Below are 6570 nucleotides of genomic sequence, written 5' to 3'. Positions count from 1 at the left end.
AGCTTATACAAAATGCTCAGGAAAATGCCTTCCCGGATCGCCTTCTCCCATAACCCGTCGCAAAAGCGTTCCTGCCGGACGAAATAGGTCAGCGCCGCCCGCAGCAATTCCGTATCCCGGGGCATCGCAAGTCCGCTGATCGCTTCCGGCGCAAGAGCATCCCCCTTCTCGAGCAGCCGCAAATAATCCTGCATCATCAGTCCGCTGCCGCTGACGGCTGCGATGAAGCGCTGAACACCGGCGTCGTATACCGGATAAGGCATCGTCATCACGCCTGCCTCGCTTTGGGTGCCTCCGGCCCATGTGCAGAAGGACGTGTTTTTATTTTCAAAATAACGGATCCATTCCTGCAGCTCCTGCTCCTGAAAACCCACCATTGCCGATCCCTCCTTGGTTCTAACATATCACAGCTGCCGTAAGCTGCGCTTCCCGAAAAGGACATTCGATTGGGCGATTCATACAACCTGGTCATTGGGTGCGCCTATATCGGGCCGGTCGTGAGGTGTACCTGTACGGCTAGAAAATTTGCTCAGCCAGCATCACCGTCTCCAGCTCCGGCTCAGCGTCCAGCTCCTCGGACAGGACCCGTACAAACGCATCGTAATGACTCTGTGCCTCGCCTGTTTCGCCGGCCTGAAGGTAACTGAGCAGAACTTTCCGGCATACCTCATCCGAAAAAGGCTCGACGCTCTGCAGGCCCAGCAGCCGGTCCAGCGCCCTGCGCGCCTGTCCGACGGCTTGTTCATATTCGGCGGCCAGCAGGCTGGAACGCACAAATTGGCGCCGAAGCTCCTCGCGGGCCGACATCGCCCAGCCGTAATCATGCTCCTCAAGATAGTCGCCCTGATATTGGGCCAGTCCGCTCTGCAGGCGCTGCAAGTCGCGCAGGTCACGGATTTCTTCCATGGCGGTATTCCTCAAGAACCGGTCCACGTCCACCTCGACTTCCCGCTGAACCAGACAATAGCTCTCATGGGAGTAATCCACGGTGGAGCCCAGCCCCCAGGCTTTCAGCATTTTGCGGACCTGGTACACGGAAGTATGCAGCTGGGTCACCGCCTTATCGGTGGAGAGTTCCGGCCATAGGGTCATCAAAATCTGGTCCTTCGCGACCCACCGGTTGCGGTGATGCACCAGCAGAGCGAACAACTCCTGCGCTTTCTGCGTCCGCCATTTGAGCCGGCTGCCGCTCCCCATGCCATCCATTACCTCAATCCGCTTAAAGCAAATGATTTGGGGATCCTGCCGGATAAGGACAGGTGCCGCCGTCTGCTGCTGGGGCGCCAAACGCGCCTCGAGCCGGCTCACGGTTTTGGCAAACCGCTCGGGATCGACCGGCTTCAGCAGATAGTCGATCGCGTTTACCTCGAACGCTTCAATCGCGTACTGATTGTACGCCGTCACGAACACCACCTGAATGCCAGGATGCATAGCGTGCAGGCGTTCCGCCGCCTCCAGCCCGTTCAGACCGGGCATCTCGATATCCAGAAACGCGATGTCAACCGGAACCCCCTCGACATGCTCCAGTGCCGCCCGGACCTGCGTAAATTTGCCGGCGATCTCGATTCGCCCGTCCCCTTGAATCAGCCGCGCCAACTGAAGCAGCGCCGGATTTTCGTCATCGACCAATATCGCTCTCATGCCTGTCCTCCTCTTGTGTCATCCGAGAGTCACGCTGTTTCTGCTTCGGCACATGGAACCGGACCACGGTTCCCCGCTCGGGATCGCTGTCGATCATAAGCTCTGTGCCAAAAAGCGTCAGCAGGCGGGCGTTAATATTTTTCAGCCCTACACCGTTCCCGGCCCTGCCTTCCCGTACGGCTTCCATCCGCTCCGGGGTCATGCCTGTCCCATTGTCCTCGACTGCAATCTCCAGCCGTTCCTCCTGCTCCTGCACCGATATCCGAACCCTGCCGCCCTCTTCCTTGGGCATGATTCCGTGCCTGACCGCATTTTCAACGATCGGCTGGATCGTGAGCGGGGGCACCAGACGATTCATATCCGCCTGAATGTCGTAGTCGACCTGCAGCCGGTCCTCAAACCGGGCCTTTTCCAGGTTTAAATAAGACGTAACCAAGGCCATCTCCTGGCGAAGGACGGTCAGCTGGTCCCGGTTGCGGAAATCGAAGCTCCCCCGCAAATATCGGCTGAGCTCGTGAAGCAATTCCGCCGTCTTCTCCGGGTCGATCGGCAGCAGGGCGATCATCGTATTCAGCGCATTATATTTCGATCCGTCCGCCTGAAAGGGTGGCAAAACCCAAGAAGGGAACGTTATTCTGAACGCCGTCATCGGCGGTACGCCCAGGATTTCCGCTGGCTCCAATCTCGTAACCGCCCATGAACACCCGGCTGGCGGAACGGATATTGTTGGTCTGCAGGCCGTACGTCAGCACTTGCCCCGGCTTGACCTGAACGATCAGGCGAAACGTCCCGTAGCCCGCGGCCATTCGCTGTCCGTCCTCCGCAATATAATCGTTCCAGGCGCCCGGCAAGCGTGCCATCCCGGACAGCCTTGGACGCTCGTCTTCCTTCACGGTGACGCTGCGGTCAAAATCCTTTGGAGTCAGCAGCTGGCTCCGGTAAAATTCCCACTCCCCGTTCAAGCTGATCGCTCCGTGATGCCCGAGATCCAGCTTGCTGAGGTCAAGAACCCCTTCCACCGCCGTAGGCTGCCTGTCCATCACGAACTGCTGCCAAACGGCGTACACCGGCAGAAACAGCACCAGCAGCATGCCGATGATAAAAATAATCCATTGCCTTTTCATCCCAACGCTCCCCGGGCTTTACGCAGGGTAAAGCCTATATTCAAGCCGCTTTTCGCGCGCTTTATTCCGTCAAAGCAACCGCTATACTTTATGTCGGCGCCGTGAGCCCAAAACGTAATAAAAGCCCCCCTCCAAAAAACATGTTTTTTACCATCAAAAGTAAAAATCGTCTATCGGCGTCATTCAAGGAAGCCAAACCGTTGTACTATGGCAGCTTTCCTTGCGATATAAGGAATCCAGGTCTCGAAGCATCACATCCTTGGATCAAAAAAAGAGACCTTTCGGTCTCTTGATTCCCGGCCTCAGCTTGATCCGTCCCGTGGCCAATCGAGCTTCATCATTCCCTAACTTCGCCGGGACTGAAGCTCACGCCAAACCTTCTTGTTGCTGTATTCCTTATCCGTGCTGATGTCCTGCCCGAACCATGCCGGGGGAACGAAGCTTTCGGCCTCCTCCTCCGAGCCGAACTCCACCTCCAGCACCATCAGCTGGATTTGATCGTACTCATCGATCTCCACCTGCAGGCCATCCCACAGCGCCGTAGAGCGCTTTTTGATCAAAGGGACTGCACCATGGGCCTGAATCATCTGATCATACAAGCCGCCGGCGATGGATACCTCCACCTCTTCCCGGGCGATGCCGAACCCCCTCTTGAACGTATGCGTATACTCTACGTCTCCGCTGGCGGCATCGGTTATTTTCCGAACCCTCAGTTCCTGATCTTCATACAGCGCAAGATACGTCTGCTCGATCAGCTGCTCCTTGACGATCCGCAGTTTTCCTTCCCTAACCTGAGCCGCCGGGAATTCCGGCAGCAAAAATTTACGTTCAATTTCTAGCGGCACCCGCTGTTCCCCCTTGAAAATGGTTAAGCCGGTACCCGGCTCTATCCATCCATTCATTTTGATTTAAGACTTACCCCTTACACTTCATCCACAACATAGCATTACCCATTATACGAACGAAACCAAAGGAGGACAATCATTTGAACTGGATTGGCAGGGAGAACATCAACTTTACCACGAAACCAGTAAAATGCCGGGAAACAGCAGACAAGGGTTAAGCAAACGTCACTGCTTAACCCTTGTATTTCTCAATAACGAATAATCAAAGTGATGTCATAGCCATTCAAGCCATTTCCTACAGCTTCAGCGCCTGCCCGCATCGGCCGCAGTATCTGGACCCAGGCGGGGATACCGTTTTGCAGGCCTCGCATACAAGCGTCTGGCCCGGAACCGCGGACGCTCCGTCCTGAACGGCTGCGCTGAGCAGCCGTTCCTCGATCTGCTGCTCCGGGTTGACCGCCTGAAGCATGGACTGTTCCTCCCGGGAGCCCCTCCGGACCAGCCAATAGAGAAGCCCGATCCCGATCACGCCGACGGCGACCATCCCGATCAGCTTCAAGAGCGCGGTATCGTAGCGGTAATCCCATACCGCATGGAGCACTATACTGGCCAGCAGCAGGGCCGCCATCACCAGCAGGCTGCGGGGTGAAATGCCCCGCCGGCCTGCATGGCCGGCGCCGCGCCCCATGCCATACCATACTCCTGCCGCCGCAATTGCGGTCCAGGTACCGTGTCCGAAAGGGGACAGGAGCGCCCGAACCCACAGCACGGCCAGCATCCCGGTGGTGGCATGGGATTGCAGATAAGTGAGGCCGTACAATATGCTTTCGATCGCCGCGAATCCCATACCCACGCTGGCCCCGAACACGATGGCGTCCATCAGAAACCGCTGCCGGCGGCTCCGCAAGAAAATCAAGCAGACGAGCAGCTTCGCCGCCTCCTCGATCACCGCTACAAGCGCGGCCGCTTTCAAGTGGTCCGAGGCGCCGGCACCCACGCCATAATGCACCAGCCAACGCTGCTCCAGGAGCCAGGCGATGGGCAGGGCAATGACGGCCGAGGAGGCAAACACCAGGGCCAGCCGCATGGGGCGAAAGCCGAGAAGCTGCGAGCTGCGCAGGTAGGAGACGAACGATACCGGCCCGACGAACCCGCCCGCCACCAGCGCCGCATCAATCCACAGCGGCTGCTTGAGCCATGCGGCCAGAATCGTTAATAAGACGAAAAGCCCGCCAAGAATAAGGACAACATCCATCCAGCGCTCCTTTTTGACCTGAACCGGGCTTCCGGCAGATTCCGCAAGCGCACCCGTACCGGTTCCGGCTGGATCGGCCGCCGCCGCAACCTCCGAAAACTGCAGCTTGGCGCTGACCGCCTCGTTCAGCAGATCCGGCCTGCGAATTCGCAGCACCTCGTAAAACTGCCGCCTCACCGGCTCATACTGCTGCAGGACAAAATGAAACTCGTCCCGGCCCATGACCATCAGCTCGCCGTTTTCCAGCGCGGTCACCGTGCCCGTGTGCGCCTCACCGCTTAAGAGGTCCATCTCGCCGAAATAATCGCCGGCTTCATAGACCGCCTTCCTGCGCCGCCCGTTTCGGACTTCAAACCGCCCCTCGGCGATCATGTAAAACCGGTCGGACAGCGTTCCTTCCGCCAAAATCACGTCGCCCTTGTACACCTTCCGGCGGACGGTGACCTCCGCCAGTCCGCGAAGCTCCGCATTCGGTATCGCCGCCCAGATCGTCGCCTTGCTGAGCATGGCGTGCATCGTGCGGATCCGCGCGGAGAAAGATAAGCTCTCGTGAAACATCGGGCTCGCCGCCGCAAGGCGGCTGAAGGCGTTCTGCTCGAGCCGCAGGGCGGTCACGTCACCGATAGCCTGAACGCCGGATGTCCTTTTTTCCTCCAAAAACAAGGCCACTTCCCCGATCAGCGCGCCTTCGCCCAGCACGTCCAGCGTCACCGTCTGCCCCACCAAATTCCGCGATACCACCTGTACCTGTCCGCTCATAATGAAATAGCATGAATTGCCGTAGCTCCCCTCCACGATCAAGCTGTCGCCGCCGTGAAAGCTCTCCTCATGCATCGACAGGGCCGCCCCTTCCAGCTCGGGAACCGGGACGCCGCGAAAAAGCGGGTGGCTGCGCAAAAAATCGACCGCCATCGTTGTCATTTCCATCGCTCCATACACGAAAAGAACCCGCCCTGCGGCAGATTCCTCTCCTGATTTATTGATTGTCTTTCTTCAAGTTCGAAGGGATCATCTCATGTTGCCTAAAATGCTGTTTCTCGCGTCTTCCATCTTCTTTATGTAGTCGGTCATCACGTCCATCGCTTCATTCCGCTTATTGTTAAGCTCCTGAAGGCGAAGCATGTCCATCTGTTGGGAATTGCTCATATTATCGATATAGCTCTTGATCTTCTGGATCAGCTGATCCACATCGTTGGCAGAATAATCGGTCTTCGATGCATCGGCCAATCCCATGCCCGAAAGCGTGGACAGCGTTCCTTCCGATACCTTATAATTACCGTCCGCGCTTTGTCCGCGAAGGGTGCTGAGCTCGCCCAAAATGTTGTTCAACTGGGCAATCTCTTCATTTCTTTTCTGAACGTTTGCTACTTGATCCTTTAATTGGTCTTCTAATGCCTGAGCGCGCTGCTGCTGCACCGCCTGAAGGGCGGATTCGATATCCATACTGGCCAGATCAATGTTCCCTACATTCGCCAGGGAATTGTTCGTAGCGCTGCCGCCTACGGCTTGCTTCACGGAAGTGTAAGCCTGGTCGTTCATCATTATTCCGGTTCCTGCGACGACACCGACAAGCAGCGATGCGGCGGTCGTCAAAATCATTTTACGATTCATGCACTCGACCTCGATCCATTCATTCTATCATTCTACTACAAGAAGAATAGCAAAAACAGGAAATGAGCACAATCCAAAATATGACAAATTACCC

General features: G+C 56.9%; 7 protein-coding genes. All 7 read right to left on the bottom strand.

Annotation, left to right across the window (positions count from 1 at the left end; all coding sequences use genetic code 11):
- Positions 1-377: DUF6508 domain-containing protein (locus CPT76_RS20685; protein WP_146116368.1), on the bottom strand; the 377-nt coding region annotated here is incomplete at its 3' end.
- Between the two features lie 139 nt (positions 378-516).
- Complete coding sequence (locus CPT76_RS20680; RefSeq protein ID WP_105444291.1) at positions 517-1641, bottom strand: response regulator; 1125 nt, start codon at positions 1639-1641, stop codon at positions 517-519.
- Positions 1619-2254, bottom strand: a complete 636-nt coding sequence (locus tag CPT76_RS20675) for a sensor histidine kinase (protein WP_258168703.1) — start codon at positions 2252-2254, stop codon at positions 1619-1621. The genes CPT76_RS20680 and CPT76_RS20675 overlap by 23 nt, the downstream gene beginning before the upstream one ends.
- Entirely contained in the window at positions 2220-2765 is a 546-nt protein-coding gene (locus CPT76_RS20670) for a hypothetical protein (protein ID WP_105444289.1), read from the bottom strand. Before CPT76_RS20670 ends, CPT76_RS20675 begins: the two co-directional genes overlap by 35 nt.
- Positions 2766-3109: 344 nt before the next feature.
- Positions 3110-3610 (bottom strand): CYTH domain-containing protein, encoded by a 501-nt coding sequence (locus CPT76_RS20665; protein WP_105444288.1) that lies wholly within the window; start codon positions 3608-3610, stop codon positions 3110-3112.
- Between the two features lie 295 nt (positions 3611-3905).
- Positions 3906-5786 (bottom strand): cyclic nucleotide-binding domain-containing protein, encoded by a 1881-nt coding sequence (locus CPT76_RS20660; RefSeq protein WP_105444311.1) that lies wholly within the window; start codon positions 5784-5786, stop codon positions 3906-3908.
- An 87-nt stretch (positions 5787-5873) separates the two neighbouring features.
- A complete protein-coding gene (locus CPT76_RS20655) occupies positions 5874-6476 on the bottom strand; it encodes a hypothetical protein (RefSeq protein ID WP_105444287.1) in 603 nt (200 codons plus the stop codon).
- Positions 6477-6570: the final 94 nt, after the last annotated feature.

Origin of the sequence: Paenibacillus sp. AR247, assembly GCF_002968895.1 — a bacterium.
Classification (GTDB): Bacteria; Bacillota; Bacilli; order Paenibacillales; family Paenibacillaceae; genus Paenibacillus_AQ; species Paenibacillus_AQ favisporus.
This window is presented reverse-complemented; position numbering and strand designations above follow the sequence as displayed.